13 protein-coding genes are annotated in these 14,829 nt (G+C 59.3%); 8 read left to right on the top strand and 5 right to left on the bottom strand.

Annotation, left to right across the window (positions count from 1 at the left end):
* The first annotated feature begins 29 nt into the window (after positions 1 to 29).
* A complete protein-coding gene (locus RXV86_RS17210) occupies positions 30 to 1,238 on the top strand; it encodes a cytochrome P450 (protein ID WP_316301494.1) in 1,209 nt (402 codons plus the stop codon).
* A gap of 29 nt (positions 1,239 to 1,267) precedes the next feature.
* Here RXV86_RS17210 and RXV86_RS17205 read toward each other — a convergent pair whose 3' ends face one another.
* Entirely contained in the window at positions 1,268 to 1,687 is a 420-nt protein-coding gene (locus RXV86_RS17205) for a DUF1330 domain-containing protein (RefSeq protein WP_316301493.1), read from the bottom strand.
* A gap of 233 nt (positions 1,688 to 1,920) precedes the next feature.
* Here RXV86_RS17205 and RXV86_RS17200 point away from each other — a divergent pair, with 233 nt between their 5' ends.
* Entirely contained in the window at positions 1,921 to 3,000 is a 1,080-nt protein-coding gene (locus RXV86_RS17200; protein WP_316301492.1) for a PLP-dependent transferase, read from the top strand.
* A gap of 125 nt (positions 3,001 to 3,125) precedes the next feature.
* Here RXV86_RS17200 and tig read toward each other — a convergent pair whose 3' ends face one another.
* The 4 genes from tig to RXV86_RS17185 all read right to left on the bottom strand — a co-directional run bounded on the left by tig (position 3,126) and on the right by RXV86_RS17185 (position 8,389).
* Positions 3,126 to 4,460 carry a trigger factor gene (gene tig / locus RXV86_RS17195; RefSeq protein WP_316301491.1) on the bottom strand — a complete coding sequence of 445 codons (1,335 nt, stop codon included), beginning with the start codon at positions 4,458 to 4,460 and terminating at the stop codon, positions 3,126 to 3,128.
* A 158-nt stretch (positions 4,461 to 4,618) separates the two neighbouring features.
* Positions 4,619 to 4,735 (bottom strand): helix-turn-helix domain-containing protein, encoded by a 117-nt coding sequence (locus RXV86_RS22080; protein WP_367575566.1) that lies wholly within the window; start codon positions 4,733 to 4,735, stop codon positions 4,619 to 4,621.
* 151 nt (positions 4,736 to 4,886) lie between these two features.
* Positions 4,887 to 6,083 (bottom strand): sulfotransferase, encoded by a 1,197-nt coding sequence (locus RXV86_RS17190; RefSeq protein WP_316301490.1) that lies wholly within the window; start codon positions 6,081 to 6,083, stop codon positions 4,887 to 4,889.
* 5 nt (positions 6,084 to 6,088) lie between these two features.
* Positions 6,089 to 8,389, bottom strand: a complete 2,301-nt coding sequence (locus tag RXV86_RS17185) for an arylsulfatase (RefSeq protein WP_316301489.1) — start codon at positions 8,387 to 8,389, stop codon at positions 6,089 to 6,091.
* A 136-nt stretch (positions 8,390 to 8,525) separates the two neighbouring features.
* Here RXV86_RS17185 and RXV86_RS17180 point away from each other — a divergent pair, with 136 nt between their 5' ends.
* The 6 genes from RXV86_RS17180 (at position 8,526) to RXV86_RS17155 (ending at position 14,821) form a co-directional block, all read left to right on the top strand.
* Positions 8,526 to 9,233 carry a Crp/Fnr family transcriptional regulator gene (locus tag RXV86_RS17180; protein ID WP_316301488.1) on the top strand — a complete coding sequence of 236 codons (708 nt, stop codon included), beginning with the start codon at positions 8,526 to 8,528 and terminating at the stop codon, positions 9,231 to 9,233.
* An 88-nt stretch (positions 9,234 to 9,321) separates the two neighbouring features.
* Positions 9,322 to 9,849: a thiamine pyrophosphate-binding protein gene (locus RXV86_RS17175; RefSeq protein ID WP_316301487.1), complete on the top strand. Its 528-nt coding sequence runs from the start codon at positions 9,322 to 9,324 to the stop codon at positions 9,847 to 9,849.
* Positions 9,850 to 9,863: 14 nt separating this feature from the next.
* Positions 9,864 to 10,466 (top strand): thiamine pyrophosphate-dependent enzyme, encoded by a 603-nt coding sequence (locus RXV86_RS17170; protein WP_316301486.1) that lies wholly within the window; start codon positions 9,864 to 9,866, stop codon positions 10,464 to 10,466.
* The gene (locus tag RXV86_RS17165; protein ID WP_316301485.1) at positions 10,463 to 12,079 is read left to right on the top strand and encodes a GMC family oxidoreductase N-terminal domain-containing protein; all 1,617 of its coding nucleotides are present in this window, start codon (positions 10,463 to 10,465) and stop codon (positions 12,077 to 12,079) included. Before RXV86_RS17170 ends, RXV86_RS17165 begins: the two co-directional genes overlap by 4 nt.
* 11 nt (positions 12,080 to 12,090) lie before the next feature.
* Positions 12,091 to 13,713, top strand: coding sequence for an AMP-binding protein (locus tag RXV86_RS17160; RefSeq protein ID WP_316301484.1), 1,623 nt, complete (start codon positions 12,091 to 12,093; stop codon positions 13,711 to 13,713).
* A gap of 106 nt (positions 13,714 to 13,819) precedes the next feature.
* Positions 13,820 to 14,821 (top strand): TRAP transporter substrate-binding protein DctP, encoded by a 1,002-nt coding sequence (locus RXV86_RS17155; RefSeq protein ID WP_316301483.1) that lies wholly within the window; start codon positions 13,820 to 13,822, stop codon positions 14,819 to 14,821.
* Positions 14,822 to 14,829 lie beyond the last annotated feature (8 nt).

Here is a 14,829-nt window from a genome sequence, read left to right as displayed (position 1 = left end):
ACCCTGCCCCAAGGCCTTGGGAGGGACAGATGAGCAGCGACATTTCCGATTTCGACCTTCTTGCCATCGGGCCGGGCTTTATCGAAAACCCCTACCCGACCCTGCATGTATTACGCGCCCAAAGCCCAGTGCATGAAAACCCCGACGGTTCTGTGTTTATTACCCGCCATGCCGACTGTCTCAAGGTCTACCAGTCGCGCGACATGCTGTCGGACAAAAAGGAAGAGTTCGGTCGCAAATTCGGCCAATGCCCGTTGTACGAGCATCACACCACCAGCCTTGTCTTTAACGATCCGCCCTATCACACGGTTGTGCGCAAACTCCTGGCCTCGGCCTTCACCCCACGCAAGCTGGCCGAATTCGAGCCGCTGATCGAGGACATCGTAACCCGGCTGCTTGACCGTGCCGAAGACCTGGGCGAGTTCGACTTCATCGAGCATTTCGCCAAGGTCCTGCCGACCGAGATCATCTCCTTCATGCTCGGTATCCCCGAAGATCTGCGCCCGAAACTGCGAGGCTATTCCCTGTCGATCCTCGGGGCGCTTGACCCGGAAGTCCCCGCTGATCGGCTCAAGGCCGGCAACGAGGCCGTTGCCGAGTTTGCCGTCATCCTAGACGAGTTGATCAATCACCGCCGCGCCAACCCCGATGGTGCCAAACAGGGCGAGGTTCTGGAAGCGCTGATCTTCGGCGAGCATGATGGCCGAACCCTGACTCAGGAAGAGTTGATCCAGAACTGCATCTTCCTGCTGAACGCAGGTCACGAGACGACAACATCTTTCGTCGGCAATTCCATCGCCGTGCTGCTGGATGCACCCGGCCAGCACAGCCTGCTGCGCGAAGACCCGACCCTGATCGACACCGCGATCGAAGAATTCCTGCGCGTCGAGTCTCCGCTTCAGATCGGCAACCGCCTCGCCTCGACCGATATCGAGCTTGTCGACCGGACCCTGCCCAAGGGCACCTATATCCACACCTCGATTGCCGGGGCCAACCGCGACCCGGCAGTTTACGATGATCCCGACCGCGTCGACATTACCCGCAAACCAAACCCGCATCTGGCCTTTGTCACCGGGATCCATGTCTGCCTAGGTGCCACACTGGCGCGGATTGAAGGACGCATTGCGGTAGGCCGGTTTGTCGAACGGTTTCCGAAGTTACAGTCGGCAGGCCCGAAATCCCTTGTCCCGCTTGCGCGTTTCCGTGGCTACGCCAGCCTGCCCATATCAATACGCTGACGTAGGGTGCGTGATTTCACGCACCATTCCTACCCGCCGAAATTCTCCCCTGCCCCCAAAGGCTCCATCCGAATGAGCCGCGAATCCCGCACCGCGGCCTGCCGATGCACCATCGCCTCGCGATACTCCGGGTCCTTGATCATGGAAACAAACGCATCAACTGATGGATACTCCGCAATGAAGCACAAGTCCCACGCCTCGCCCTCCTGCGGCCCGATCAGCATCGCCTCCATCTTACCCCTCCAGACGATCCGGCCCCCCAAGCCCTCCAGGATATGCGCCGTCTCGCGGCCATAGGCGGCATAGGCCTCGGCCCCCGTGGCCGCGCGCCCGTCCGGATAGTCGGCCCTGTCGCGCAACGCCACCAAGTTCAGCATGTGAATAGGCCCGTCGCGCGGCACGTCGCGAAAGGCGCGGAACTCCTCGCCGGTGAAACCTACATGATCCATGGTGATCCTCCTGTGTCGCCACAGCCTGCCGCCGCCCCGGTCTTCCGTCAACGCATCGGGGCTTGTGACGCTGCGCAACCCGGCCCATAAAGCGTTTCGACAAAGACCTGTCTCAGCGTTTTTCTCGAAACGCGCGCAACCTCTCAATGTCGCGGGCGCTTCGAAACAAACTTATCTCTCAAGTTAGTTTCGAAGCGCTTTAGTCGCGGCGCAATTCCCCAAGGGTCCAGACCATGAGTGACACGAGCAAAACCCGCCTTTTCGACATGCTGCATCATCGCAGCGCACGCCTTGCCAAAGGCGACCCCGTCCCTGACCCGCTGGTGATGAGCTCGGTCTTCGCACTGCCCGAGCAGCCCGAGCCATCGCGCACCTATGGCCGTGGCAGTTCGCCCACGCTGGAGGCGCTGGAACAGCGCCTCGCCCACCTCGAAGCCGCCCCCTGCCTCAGCTTCCCCTCAGGCATGGGCGCTTATGCGGGCCTGCTGATGGCTGCGCTGAAACAGGGTGATCGGGTGCTTCTCTTGTCCGACGGCTACTACGCCGCGCGCAACCTCGTCTCCGAGGTCCTGGCCCCCTTCGGTGTACAGCTTGCGACCTGCCCCGCCGACACCATCGCCGACACTGATCTCACCGGTTTTGCCATGGTGATCATAGAGACCCCCTCGAACCCCGGCCTCACTGTCATCGACATTGACGCCCTTGCTGCCCGTTGCCGAACCGCCGGGGCAATGCTGGCGGTCGACAACACGGTCTGTACGCCGCTTCTGCAAAACCCACTGGACCTCGGCGCCGATGCAGTGATCGTCTCCGATACCAAGGCGATGGGTGGCCATTCTGATCTGTTGATGGGCCATGTCGCCAGCCGCAACACCGCGTTGATGGAACGGGTCCAATCGGTGCGCACGCTGATGGGCCTCAACCCTGGCCCGCAAGAGGCCTGGATGCTGATCCGAGGCCTCGAGACCCTGGAAATCCGCCTGGAACGCATGTGCAGCAACGCCCGCGCCCTTCTGCCGGTCCTAAAGGCCTCGCCGCACACCTCGGATGTCACCTATCCCGAACCCCACCCTCAGACCTCGGATCAGGGCTTCCTGATCGGCCTGCGGTTCACGGATGCCGCCACCGCCGATCGCTTCCTTGAACTGGCGGGCTTTGCCCCCACCACCAGCTTCGGCGGACTGCATTCCTCGGGCGACCGTCGGGCACGCTGGGGCGATGATGTTTCGGGGGGATTCCTACGGCTCAGCATCGGGATTGAACCGACGGCACAACTGCAAGCCGCCGTGTCTTCCGCTCTCTCCGCGCTCTAACAACCTGCTCGCCCGGCCCTTACAGGCCAGTCTCGTGAGACGCGCAAAGCAGTGCGCGGCGAGCCCCCCCCCAAAGGAAAAGGGCCGCCCAATAGGACGGCCCTTTCAATTCGGTGTAACGAGGGTCACTCGTCGTCCATCGCCTCGACAGCTTTCTCAAGATCGGCCTTGGTCACTTCCTTATCCGACACGGTGGCCAGCTCGAACACGTAGTCGACAACCTTGTCTTCGAAGATCGGCGCGCGCAGCTGCTGTTGCATCTGCTCGTTCTGTTGCACGAATTCAAAGAACTGACGCTCCTGGCCCGGGTATTGGCGGGCCTGGTTCATGATCGCCTGGGTCATCTCGGCATCGGTCACTTCGACCTCGGCTTTCTGACCAAGCTCGGCCAGCAGCAGGCCCAGTTTCACCCGGCGATCGGCCAGCTTGTTGTGCTCTTCAGTCGGCTCGATGGTATCGTGGTTGTGATCGGTCACCTCGGGGTTTTCCTCATGCCACATCTGGTGGGCAATCTGACCGGCCTCGGCCTCGACCAAGCTCGGCGGCAAGTCGAAGCTGACGGTCTTGTCCAGCTCATCCAGTAGCGCCCGCTTCATCACCGCGCGCGACGCACCGGCATATTCTGCTTCCAGACGCTCGGCAACCTGACCCTTCAGGGCTTCCAGGTCATCGGCCCCGAATTTCTTGGCCAGTTCGTCATCGATCTCGGCCGCCTTGGGCGCCTTCACATCCTTGACGGTGCACGAGAACACCGCCTCTTTGCCGGCCAGTGCCTCAGCCTGGTACTCTTCCGGGAAGGTGACGGTCACGTCTTTTTCCTCGCCAGCTTTCGCGCCAGCCAGCTGCTCTTCAAAGCCCGGAATGAACGAGCCCGATCCCAGCACCAGCGGATAGTCTTCGGCCGAACCACCTTCAAAGGCCTCGCCGTCCACCTTGCCAACAAAGTCGATCACGACCTGGTCGCCATCCTTGGCTTTCGAGCCCTTCTTGCGGCTTTCGAAATCCTGTGCGGTCTCGGCCAGGCTTTCCAGCGCTTCCTTGACCTCGTCGTCGCCTGCTTTGACGACCATCTTTTCCAGCTTGATCGCTTTCAGGTCGGCCTCGGGAATCTCGGGCAGAGCTTCGTAGGAAATCTCGACGGTGATGTCGTCACCGGCTTTCCAGTTCTCGCCGTCGACCATGGTCATCTGCGGCTGCATCGCCGGACGGTCACCGCTGTCTTCGAAATGCTTGGCCATTGCGCCATCGATGCTCTCCTGCATCGCTTCACCCATGACCCGGTCGCCGAACTGCTTCTTCAGCATCGCCATCGGCACCTTGCCCTTGCGGAAGCCCTTCATCTCGACCTCGGGCTGCGCTTCAAGCAGCTTCTCGTTGACCTTGTCGTCCAGTTCCTGCGCCGTCAGCATCAGCTGGTAGGCGCGCTTGAGGCCCTCGTTCAGGGTTTCGGTGACTTGCATGTTGCATCCTTGCATAAGCTGAGCAGGCCGCCCAAGGCGGCCCGAATAAATCTGCGTCTTCCTAATGTGGGCAAAAGGGGGGATCAAGCCTGAAATGCAAGGGGCTGGCGGGATTCGTGGCCCTTGCTTCGAAATGCCGTGCCAAAGCGTCAGAAACGTCAACTCAACCGTGCTCGTTGCTGCGATGGACTCACCCCATATGCACCGCGATAGAGACGCCCGAAATGACCCTGGTTTTCGAACCCGCAGGCCAGCCCGACCTCGATCACCGTCATCTCGGTCTTGCCGAAGTCCGATTATCCCGCTTAGCCGCCGTTGCTGGACACCGCAGCGAAAGGCAGCATCGAGCCCAATCTGCAGGATGCTGCGACAGAAACGAATGTCTGGTTTGCGTTGGCTGAACCCGTAGGAACGTATTAATGCATCTCAAGTCAGGAACTTGGTCTCATAATCTGAGTACCGCTCTTTGATCGCCGCCGCAGTTAACCCAAATTCCGACAAATCATAGTCATGCGCGCCATGTTTGCCCTTAGTGTTGCTTTGCAGATGCGACGCGAGGCTTGCGCGCTGATGATCGGTGAATGTGAGGCCCGCGTGAGCATAGATCGCCTTGACGCATCCAAGAGGGTCGGTTGTCAAATCGTCGTAACGGATGTCCAGAATCTTGCCTGGGTGCCTTGAACGCGCTTCAAGATTGCGCGCGATGGAGCTGTCGGTGAGGTTCAGGACCGCTTCAGTCTCGCGTGCGTTGTCGAGCTTGCGCACGGCAAGGCTACGGGTGACACGGCCCAAGCTCATGTAGCTACCGAATTGATCGGTCATGTCCCGGTGAGTTTGTACGACTATAGCCTCGGAGAAGACATCGAGAAGTTCGCTCACCCCATCAACGTGATCGGGGGCTTTCAGTATCAGCCTGCGATCCGGGTATAGGGATTGCAGATAGGACAGGGCCTCGACATATTCGCGGTATTTGTCGGTTCTGTCCGCGGCGTTGTACCACTCCATGAAGGAATAGACCGGCGCGAGGTTCCAATAGAGGCGTGACTGCAGGCTCATCGCGGTCACGAACATACATTCCTCGGGGCTTTCAGCGCGGATCAGGTGAACACCATCCAGCTCGGGCGTGATCGCGCGGCGTACGTCCAGAACGGTCTTTGCCTCGTCGATACGGACCTCCGGCGTGTCGTTCGGGCCGCGGGGAAAGGGGCGCATAAGCTGCCAATAGGGCAGCGATGCATGGCGCGGATCCGAGGCCAGAAGCCGGTGCAGGAAGGTCGTGCCGGTGCGGGGCAGGCCGGTGACGATGATCGGCGCGATTGGAAGTTGGCCCAGTTTACCCGCCGCCCGCAAACGCTGCATCAGCAGGCGGTTTTCCAACTGGGTACGGATCATGCCAGCCAGAAGCATCCGGCCATAGGCGTTGAGGTCGGCATCCTCGTTCACCGAAGTGCAGAGCCGCGCCAAAGGATCTTCGAAGATGTCGGGTCCGAAATCTCCCTCACCGATGTTCTGCGTGGCGGCCGTCTTCAGCCACCCGGGCGCAAAGGCTTGCGGGATGGCATCCATTTGTTCCGCAAGCTGAGGGAAGCTGTTGCGGATGCGGGTTTCGATGTCAGAACTCATGGCGCCTACCAATCCTTCTGAGCCAGCTCTTCGGCGCGGTTGACCATCGAACCGGGGGCTTGCGCACCGGGGGTGACTTTGACCCAATCGATGCGGCCTGGGTATTCAAACGTGCCACGGCCCTCGCATTCCGCTGAAACCTTGGTCTTTCGATCTAGACCGACGTCGAAACCTTCTCCATTCAGAAGAAGGATGCAGGGCGACATGTTCAGATCACCATTGGCACCATCGTCAAGCGTGATATGCGCCGCGCCCTGAAGGCGGCCCTTGGCCTTGTGCGAGATGGTGAGCATTTGTTTGCCCGCCGTCAAAGGCAGGCGCAAATCGCGCTTCACAAGGAAGCCGCCGTTGTGATGCACCACCAATTCGCCGCCCAGGACAAAGGCGCAAAAGCCGCGCAGGCTGTCGCCCAGGGCAAACAACACGCCCTCCATCCCGTCTTCGTATTCAAAGGCGCAGGTCAGCTCGTAGTCACGGTCGGCAAACAACGCCGAGGCCTGAATTGCCTGCGTGCTTTCCGCACCCTGATAGAAGGTATAAGGGCGGTTCACATCCTTGATCCGGTGCGGATCGTGGGTCAGCGCGCGAACAAGTGTTCGATTATCAAGCGGATAGGCATAGTTTTCGAACGCATCCTGATCGAAGCGTTTGATCAGGTCCCGCAGGATATCCGGGTGATCGGCGGCAAGGTTGGTGACCTCGGTCGGGTCGACGTCGATATCAAACAACAGCCAGTTGTCGAGGTCGATCTTCTCGCCCGGGGGTTGGAGCGAAGCGATTTTCCATTTGCCCGAGATATAGCCGCGATTGCCTTCCAGCTCGTAATACTGATCCGAACGCTTTGATTTGGCGCTGCCATCCAGCAGAACATCCAGAAAGCTGACCCCGTTCAGCGTGCGGGTGCGGTAGCCGTTGAACTGCGCGGGGTATTGCAGGCCCAGCAGCTCAAGCAGCATCGGCATCACATCGGTTACATGCACCCATTCGCCGCGAACCGCGCCTTTGTCAGCAATGCGTTCCGGCCAATGCGCCACCATGGGCACACGAATGCCGCCATTCATCGGTGTGCGTTTGAAAAACCTGAACGGCGTGTTGCCAGCGTTGCCCCATCCCTTGGGATAGGCGGGCGAGGTGTTGACCGCGCCAAGCGCACCACTTTCCATCATCTTGCGGGCAAGCTCGGGGTTTTCCTGCTGGGTTACGCGCTTTTCGGTGAAATTGGCCGCACCATCCTCGCCACCAATGGACGAGGCACCATTGTCCGAAGTGATCAGTATCAACGTGTTTTCCATCTCGCCAATGTCTTCCAACACGCTGACGAGGCGGCCGATATTCTGGTCGATATTGTCGACAAGACCGGCGTAGATTTCCATGTAGGTGGCCATGATATCCAACTGATCCTCGGGCATGTCCTCCCATTTCGGCACGCCTGGGGACAGCTCAGGCAGCTCCCAGTCGCCGATCACGCCCAGTTCCTTCTGACGCGCGTAGCGTTCGCGCCGGATAGTATCCCAGCCCGCGTCGTAGCGGCCCTTGTATTTGGCCATGTCGGCGGGCTTGGCATGGTGCGGCGTATGCGGCGCGTTGGTGGCGAAATACATCAGGAACGGCTTGTCCGGCGCGGCGGTCTTGTGTGCCTTGAGCATCGCAATCGCACGGTCGGTGAAATCATCCGTCGAGTAGTAATCCTTGCCATAATCCTCGGTGGGTAGAAGTTCGTTGCCTTCCACGATCTGGCCGGGGGCGTGGTAATTCGTTTCCGCCCCTAAAAAACCGTAGAATCGATCGAACCCGCGTTGCAGCGGCCATGAGGACTTGTCGGCCGCCGCCGTCAGGTTGTAATCGGCAGCGTTGTGCCATTTGCCTACCGCATAGGTGGAATAGCCCGCATCGCGTAAGAGCTCGGGGAACGTGGGTGCATCCTTGGAAATCTCACCGGCCTGAAAGCCCGGATAACCGGGGTTCGCGTGGGTGAGCCAGCCAACCCCCACGGAATGCGGGTTTTTACCGGTCATGATTGCAGCGCGGGCGGGCGCGCACATCGGCACAGTGGTGTAATTATTGAACCGCAGGCCGTTTGCCGCGAGCCGATCCAAGTTGGGGGTTTCGATCTCGGCGCCAAAACAGCCCATTTCGGCAAAACCCAGATCGTCGAGCAGAACCACGACGATATTTGGTGCCCCCTCGGGCGCTGTGACGGGATCGGGCCAATAGGGTTCGGAGTCGGCAAACGTTCTGCCCATCTTGCCTTTCCAGTTCGCGCCCGGGTCACCGTTCTTCAAAAGATCGTTGTCATTTTCGGCCATGTGTTCCTCCCGCTTTGGGACAGAGTTCAGGACGGATGCGCTTCAAACTATCACTTGCGTGACATTTCAAGGCGACTTTGCTTTGTGAAAACCGGATTCCGGGACTAGTCTTGCCCAATCAAACCCGTGGTGCGAAATGCCTTGGACCGTACAAGAGGTCACAGACCTCATCGCCAAAAGCAAGATCCTGAAACAGCCGCTGCCGCAAAGCGCGGTTGCAGCGCTGATGGGCAAGGGATCGGTTAAATCTTTTGGCAAGGGCGCGCTGATCCTTCAGCGCGGAGAGCAGGACCCACGTTTCTTTGTATTGTTAAAAGGCACGGCCCGGCTTTCGGCGCATACAATTTCGGGGCGCGAGTTCGTTTCGATTTTTGTCGAGCCGGGAAATTTCTGGGGCGTTCACCCGTGCCTTGACGGTGTGAAGGAAAGCCACGACGCGCTAGCGGAAACGGATGTCGAAGTGCTTGCCGTTCCCGCCAAGGACCTGCGCGACCTGATGTGGGAAAACCGCGATATCCAGGAGGCGCTTGTCGGTTTCCTTTGCCAGCGATTCCGCATGGCGCTGGATGTGGCCGAACAGTTTGCAACATGGACGCCGCGCTCGCGACTGGCATGGCGTCTTCTTTCAATGGCCAAGTCCCACGGCATCGAAAAACCCAGCAAACGGGGCATCGACATCAAGGTCTCGCAAGAGGCGCTGGCGTCGATGATCAACCTGTCGCGCCAGCGTACCAATATCCTGTTAAAGGAAATGGAGCGTGAAGGGCTGGTGCGGTTGGATTACGGGCATATCAGGGTGCGCGACCAGGATGCCATGCAGAGATTGCTGGACGATCCGACCTGATGGCGTATCGCCCACTGTCACATGCGTGACAGTCTGGTGCGGTCAATCCGGGTGATCCTCTTCGAATTGAAGAGGGAGGATGCCATTCATGGCCATTACCGACTATGCGATTCCCGCAAGTGCCCTGCATGACGCGTTCCGCGTGCAGGGTGTGAACGCGGTGACAACCGTGCCGGATTTCGTGCAGTTCGCGCTGCATGATGCGATGAAATCTGATGGCGCCGTGCGCTACATCGAATGCAGCGCCGAGAACCAGGCGCTGACCACGGCGATGGGGCTTTATGTGGGGGGCATGTCGCCGCTGGTGATGATGCAGAACCAGGGGCTTCTGAACTGTCTCAACACGTTGCGCTCGGTGGGGCTGGATGCAGGCATTCCGTTGGTTCTGTCGGTGGGCGCGTTTGGCCGCGAGTTCGCCAATCTGGGCCAGCCGATCACGAAAAGCCAGCGCGCCTGCGTAAACCTCGTAGAGCCAGTCATGGCTGCGATGGGCGTCCCGTTCTTTCATCTCGAAACGGTGAATGACTTGCCGAAAGTGGCCGAGGCCTTTGCCACGGCAAAAGAGAAACAACGCGCGGCGGTGGTGCATATCGGCCATTACCCGGCCTGGAACTGAGCGGAGGACAGGATATGAGCATTCAAGTTATCGAAGCCTGCTTCGTCATTTCCAAGATGCGTGGCGACAACACGATCATCGTGCACACCATGTCGGCCATGCCGATGATTTCGGCAATTTCGCCCAGCCCGCTCAACATTTCCAGCGTGCCGCTGATGGGCGGGGCCTCGGGCATTGGGCTTGGCCTTGCCATCGCCCAGCCGGATCGCAAGGTCGTGGTGCTGGATGGCGATGCAAGCCTGTTGATGGAAATGGGGGGAATGGCGCAGATCGGCGATCAGGCGCCTGCAAACCTGATCCATGTGGTGTTCAACAACAATACCCAGTTCGGCGGGGTGGCCAATCTTGATCGTCCGGGTGGTGCAGCATTTGATTTCTGCGCCGTTGCGAAGGCATCGGGCTATGCTACGGCGAACCGTTACTCGATCGTGCCAGAGTTGGTTGCCGGCGGTCCGGCGCTGATCGAAACGCCGGGGCCGCATTTCGTTGAGCTGGAGATCGCCAGGCCGTCGAAATTCACCCGCGAAAGCCCGCAACTTGAGTTTCCAGACACGCAGTTCCAGCGCATGGGCGCCGAGGCGCAGGCGATGATGGGCGCGCTTGGAGTGTCGAAATGAGCCATGCTTTCGACTATATCGTTGTCGGTGCGGGCTCGGCCGGATGCGTTCTGGCCAACCGGCTGAGCGAGAACGGCAAATACACCGTCGCATTGATCGAAGCCGGTGGCAGCGACAAACATTTCTGGGTCAACATGCCGCTGGGTGTGGGCCAGCTTTTGCAGAATCCGCGCTTTGCCTGGGATTACTGGACCAACCCGGAAAATGCGCTGAAGGGTCAGAATATCTATTGGCCTCGGGGCCGCGTATTGGGTGGGTCATCGTCGATCAACGGCATGATCTTCGTGCGCGGTGAGCCGAAACGCTATGATGAATGGCGCGAGGCGGGCAACGAAGGCTGGGGCTATGACGACCTCTTGCCCTATTTCAAGAAGCTTGAAGACGCCCCGGAAAGCACGGGCAAGCGCCGCGGTCATGGTGGTCCTGTGACCTGTTCCCATGGCACCTATCGCGACCCGGTGTCACATAGTTTCATCGAGGCGGCGCAGGGCGTCGGTATTCCCTATAACAAGGACTACAATGACGAGCGCGCCGATGGCGTGGGCTGGCTGCAATTCTCGATCCGCAAGGGGAGGCGCTGCTCGACCGCCAAGGCCTATCTGCATCCGGTCATGGGACGGCCAAATCTGACAGTGATGACCGGTACGCCTTGCGAGCGCGTCACCTTTGACGGCACGCGCGCCACCGGCGTGGTGGTCGGTGGCGACGGCGGGCAACGCACCCTGTCGGCACGACGCGAGGTGATCCTGTCCGCCGGGCCGATCATCAGCCCGAAGATCCTGGAACTTAGCGGGGTCGGATCGCCCGACCTGCTTGGAAAACACGGAATCAACGTGCTTCACGCATTGCCGGGGGTGGGCGAGAACCTCGTCGATCATCTGCACACGCGGTTCAACTACAAGATCAACAAGAAGGTCACGGTCAACGATCTGATGTCGAACAAGCTGCGCGGCGCGTTCACCTTGTTGAAATACCTCGTGAAGCGCCAGGGTTTGATGGCGATCCCGTCGGTGACGGCGCATGCGATGACCAAAAGCCACGACGCCGCGCCTTACGCCGATCTGAAACTGCAAATCGCAATGTATTCGGCCAAGGATCGCTATCTCGACAGCGACGGCGGCCCACCCACCGATCCGTTTTCAGGCATTGGGCTGGGGCAATTCCACATCTATCCGGAAAGCCGTGGTTCGGTTCATGTCAAATCGGCCGATCCGGCTGAGTATCCCGAGATGAACGCCAACTATTTCTCGGCTCAGGGCGACGCCGAGGCCGCGGTGAAAGGCATGCGCAAGCTGCGCGAGATTGCCCGCCATCCGGCCATGGCGGCGCATATTATCGATGAGGTTGAACCGGGTTTCGACATGGACAGCGATGACGAGATCATCGACTTCATGAAACAGACCGGCCAGACCTCGTGGCATCCGATCAGCACCTGCCGAATGGGCAGTGGCCAGATGGATGTGGTCGATGCGCGCCTGCGTGTGCACGGGCTGCAAGGGCTGCGGGTGATCGACAGTTCGATCATGCCGACGATGCCTGCAACGAATACGAATATCCCCACAATCGCCATTGGCGAGAAAGGCGCGGACTTGGTCCTCGCCGATGCGGGATAAGGGAGGATAAAATGGAAAAGACTTGGTTGAAAAAATACGGTGGCATCCCGCACGAAATAAACGCGAACACGACCGGTACCGTCGTTGACTTGCTCAAGGAGACCGTTGCGACATATGGCGACCGCCCTGCGTTTAACGCGTTGCACACCAACCTGAGCTTCAACGAGGTTGATCACCTCAGCATCGCCTTTGCCGCGTGGCTGCAAAACAGTCTCGGCATCAAGAAAGGCGACCGCGTTGCGCTGATGATGCCCAACCTTCTGGCGTTTCCGGTCGTCAGCTTTGGCATGATCCGCGCAGGGGCCGTTCAGGTGAACGTAAACCCGCTCTACACGCCTCGCGAACTCAAGCATCAGCTGAACGACAGCGGCGCGGAAACCATCGTGCTTTTCTCCATGGCGACGCCGATCTTGGCCGAGATTATCGAGGACACACCGGTTAAGAACGTGATCACCCTGGGCCTTGATGATCTGTGCGGGCTGCAACAACCCAGCCCACCCGTGCATGAAGCCCTGCGCGGCACATCTGTTCCTTTGCCCCGCGCGCTGGCCGATGGGTTGCAGATGGAATTCACCGAGCCGGAGATCACCCAAGACGACCTGATTTTTCTGCAGTACACCGGTGGCACAACCGGCCTGTCGAAGGGCGCAATGCTGACCCACGGCAACCTGACCGCCAATATCGAACAGTTCACACAATGGTTGGGGGACGAACTGAAGCCGGGCGAAGAAACCATCATCACGGCCCTGCCGCTCTATCACATCATGGGGTTGATGGTGAACTTCCTGACCTATTTTAAGGCGGGCGCCTTTAACGTATTCATCCCCAACCCGCGTGACATGCCGGCCTTTGTGGCCGAATGGTCCAAGTGGCGGGTGTCGGCCTTTGTCGGCGTGAATACTCTTTTTGTCGGCCTGATGATGACACCGGGTTTTGAGAAATGCGATTTCGGCTCTCTCCGGTTGGCCATGGGGGGTGGTGCACCTGTGCAAAAAGCCGTGTCGGATCGTTGGAAGGCGATGACTGGGCTGCACATTACAGAAGGTTACGGCCTGTCCGAAACCTCGCCGGTGCTGACCGCCAACCTGTTGAGCGAGACGGATGCAACCGCGACGATCGGCCTGCCTTTACCATCGACGGATATCTCGATCCGGGGAGACGATGGCGAGGAAGTCGCGCGCGGCGAAGCAGGCGAGCTGTGTGCCAAGGGACCGCAGGTGATGCAGGGCTATTGGAACCACGCCAATGAAGATACCTTTACAGAAGATGGCTATTTCCGCACTGGCGACATCGCCACCTACGAAGACGATGGATATTTCCGTATTGTTGACCGCAAGAAGGACATGATCCTTGTGTCAGGCTTTAACGTGTTTCCGAACGAAATCGAAGACACCCTGGCGCGGATGGATGGCCTTGTAGAAAGCGCCTGTATCGGGGTGCCCGACGACAAAACGGGCGAAGCGGTCAAGGTGTTCTGTGTCCGCAAGGACAACAGTGTAACCGACGCCGATGTCGTCGGCTTCTGTCGCAATGAACTCACGGCCTACAAGGTGCCGAAACAGGTGGTGTTCGTCGAAGAGTTGCCGAAATCGACCGTGGGCAAGATCCTGCGGCGTGAGCTGCGCGACGCGTAAAACCGGGTGGGCGGCAGATTGTAACGCGGGTGACAGACTCACCACGCTGCCGCTCCCTAGCATCGAATTCAGGAAAGACAGCCCCACGCGGGCCAAGGGAGGAAAAATGAAACATTTCACAAAACTGGCAGGCGTAGCCCTTTCGGCAGCTTTGACATTCGGCTCTGCGGCAGATGCCAAGGAGCTTCGTCTTGGAACAATCACACCGGACAACACGATCTGGGCCAAACAGGCAATAGGCTTTGTTGCGAAGGTGGAAGAGCTGTCCGGCGGCGATCTGACGATTTCGTATTTTGGCAACGCCGAGCTGGGCACAATGGCCGATACGATGAAGATGACACTGACAGGCCGACTCGATATGTGGCTGGGTGCAATTCCGGCCCTGGGTGCAGTTGTGCCCGAAATGTCGCTGCTGTCGCTGCCTTATGTTTTTGACTCGCCGACACAAGCCGGTTGCGCTGTGCCCAAGCTGATGGATCGTACCCGCGTGGCCATCGGCAAGAAGTTCCATCTTTTGGGCTTCACCGCAGTGGGCACGCAAAGCATCGGCGCAAAGAAAGAAATTCGCACGCCTAGTGATCTTGCCAATATCAAGCTGCGCACCGCGCCGCTGAAAACGACCATGACTTTCTTTGGAACCGTCGGTGCTAACCCGGTACCGCTCGCTGCGGCCGAGTCAACCGCGGCGCTTGGCACCGGTCTTGTGGATGCGGTTGATTTCGCACCTACCTTCTATGTGGCCACAGGGGTCAACAAGACCGCGACTTTCTTTGCCCCGACCCGTCACACGTACAATCTTGGCGGACTGGCAATCTCCTCCAAGACATGGGCAGGCCTGAGCGACGCGGAAAAGCAAATCCTGTCGGACGCTTGGGCGCAAGCCATGCCGCTGGCGCAGAACGTGGCGGCGGTAGAAGGCTTTGAGGCCAAAATGCTCGGTGCGCACAAAAAGAGTGGCGGAACTGTCGTTGAGTTAACAGAAGAAGAGCAAGCCGCGTGGAAAGAGGCGGGGCTTGCAAGTTGGGAAAAAATCCTTCCCGAGCTTCGCGGCGATGTTGACGGCTATCTGGCCGCGATTCAAGCTGCCAAGCAAGGCTGCGGCTCGTAAATCTCTCG

Origin of the sequence: Aliisedimentitalea sp. MJ-SS2, from assembly GCF_032586155.1 — a bacterium.
In the GTDB taxonomy this organism is placed as follows: domain Bacteria; phylum Pseudomonadota; class Alphaproteobacteria; order Rhodobacterales; family Rhodobacteraceae; genus JAWHTC01.
This window is presented reverse-complemented; position numbering and strand designations above follow the sequence as displayed.

Coding starts and splice junctions, on each gene's coding strand:
- RXV86_RS17160 (WP_316301484.1), top strand. CDS start 12,091: ATGGAAAAGACTTGGTTGAAAAAATACGGTGGCATCCCGCACGAAATA.
- RXV86_RS17205 (WP_316301493.1), bottom strand. CDS start 1,687: ATGGATCATGTAGGTTTCACCGGCGAGGAGTTCCGCGCCTTTCGCGAC.
- RXV86_RS22080 (WP_367575566.1), bottom strand. CDS start 4,735: ATGACGGTGATCGAGGTCGGGCTGGCCTGCGGGTTCGAAAACCAGGGT.
- RXV86_RS17170 (WP_316301486.1), top strand. CDS start 9,864: ATGAGCATTCAAGTTATCGAAGCCTGCTTCGTCATTTCCAAGATGCGT.
- RXV86_RS17155 (WP_316301483.1), top strand. CDS start 13,820: ATGAAACATTTCACAAAACTGGCAGGCGTAGCCCTTTCGGCAGCTTTG.
- RXV86_RS17190 (WP_316301490.1), bottom strand. CDS start 6,083: ATGAGTTCTGACATCGAAACCCGCATCCGCAACAGCTTCCCTCAGCTT.
- RXV86_RS17180 (WP_316301488.1), top strand. CDS start 8,526: ATGCCTTGGACCGTACAAGAGGTCACAGACCTCATCGCCAAAAGCAAG.
- RXV86_RS17165 (WP_316301485.1), top strand. CDS start 10,463: ATGAGCCATGCTTTCGACTATATCGTTGTCGGTGCGGGCTCGGCCGGA.
- RXV86_RS17210 (WP_316301494.1), top strand. CDS start 30: ATGAGCAGCGACATTTCCGATTTCGACCTTCTTGCCATCGGGCCGGGC.
- RXV86_RS17185 (WP_316301489.1), bottom strand. CDS start 8,389: ATGGCCGAAAATGACAACGATCTTTTGAAGAACGGTGACCCGGGCGCG.
- RXV86_RS17200 (WP_316301492.1), top strand. CDS start 1,921: ATGAGTGACACGAGCAAAACCCGCCTTTTCGACATGCTGCATCATCGC.
- tig (WP_316301491.1), bottom strand. CDS start 4,460: ATGCAAGTCACCGAAACCCTGAACGAGGGCCTCAAGCGCGCCTACCAG.
- RXV86_RS17175 (WP_316301487.1), top strand. CDS start 9,322: ATGGCCATTACCGACTATGCGATTCCCGCAAGTGCCCTGCATGACGCG.